1 protein-coding gene is annotated in these 1,362 nt (G+C 64.7%); it reads left to right on the top strand.

Annotated elements, in window-relative coordinates; genetic code table 11:
• The first annotated feature begins 275 nt into the window (after positions 1-275).
• Positions 276-479 (top strand): hypothetical protein, encoded by a 204-nt coding sequence (locus FGL98_RS25045; RefSeq protein ID WP_146321596.1) that lies wholly within the window; start codon positions 276-278, stop codon positions 477-479.
• Positions 480-1,362 lie beyond the last annotated feature (883 nt).

Here is a 1,362-nt window from a genome sequence, read left to right as displayed (position 1 = left end):
CTTCTTGGTGTGGAACAGGTCAGGACGTCAACACTCCCGATTCTCCTCGCCAAGAAGGCCTTTCACGCTACAACGCGCCGACGAACCATCCTCAACCCGCGACCCTCCACGGATCGAGGCTAAGCCCATCCTCCAACCAACGCGCGCTTCGCGCTGCCTCGATACCGGCGACTGGCGCGGCCGACCGGGGATTGGGCAATCTCGATCAAGCGCTCCGCCTCGCGCGCGAGGATCGTGGATCTCACTGAAGCGACCATGAAATTGAGGAGCACACCATGAACAGCACTGCAACATTCGCCGAGACCGACGCCATCGCAGGCAAGCTCGCCGGGCTTGCCGACGAGTTGCGCACCACGATCGGAAATGTCGACGACCCACAGGCCAAGGCGATGCTCGAGACCGGCGCAGAGGCCCTCGGGGGGCTGCGAAAGGCCTTTGTCGACTACAAGAACGGCGACGAGGAAGCTTGGCAGCGGTAGTCGCGCGGGCCGGAGCGCACGGTCGGCCGGCCAACCGGAGTTGCGGCGGCGCGGCCGTCCGGTCGGCGAGTGACCGGCCATCCCGCAGCTGTTGGTGACCTCGTGAGTCGGACGCAAATGGGTGAAACGGGCAACGTTCTTCCCGCCGATCAAGGTCAGTCTGAGATCACACCCGACAGTGGACGCCGTCACATGGTCCGCCAACTCGCGGTCACAGCCACCCAGAAATCCGCTGAAAGACACCCGGCCGGCTGTGTCCGATCCAGACCGTGGTGTTCGTAGGAGAAGTGAGGGTACGCCACCCATCGGCAGCGACCATCTGCACAACCGGAGACGGCCGCGAGCATCCAGAACGGCCGCACAGGCGCGGCCGGTGCCGTCGGCTCGAAAGGACAGACACCATGACCATGATCACCCCACCACGCTTTGCCATTGACCTGGCACAGCAACGAGAACGCGACCTGGTCAGGGCGGCCGAACGATACCGAAGTTGCCACCCGGAGAAAGGTCACCGCCAGCGACTGGGCGAGACCGCCCCTGGAAGCGAGCAAGCCACCACGAGTCTGCGTCACCTGATGGCCCGGTGGATCGGCCGCCGCCCGGTACGCCGCGCCATTGAGTGACCAGGCAAGTCACCGTAGCGCCACACCACCACCGGTGGGTCGCCGCTGCTGGCCAAACTAGGTGATCTTCACCCTCTTACTGCGTATCAGTGACCAGGCCCGTCAGGTCGAACAATCGGTGGGTGCGGATTCAGTCGAGGTGACGCAGCCGTGGCCAGAGCGTGGGCCAAGGCGCTGTCGGCCGGCAGAGCAGGACGGGCAGGCCTTGTTCCTGGTTGTTCAGTCGGGCACCGTTGTCGATGGTGGCGAGAACCATGCAG

The sequence above is a fragment of the Leekyejoonella antrihumi genome (assembly GCF_007845645.1).
Lineage (GTDB): Bacteria > Actinomycetota > Actinomycetes > Actinomycetales > Dermatophilaceae > Leekyejoonella > Leekyejoonella antrihumi.
This window is presented reverse-complemented; position numbering and strand designations above follow the sequence as displayed.

What these genes read in the sequence shown, in the direction of transcription:
- FGL98_RS25045 (WP_146321596.1), top strand. Translation starts at nt 276, where the DNA reads ATGAACAGCACTGCAACATTCGCCGAGACCGACGCCATCGCAGGCAAG.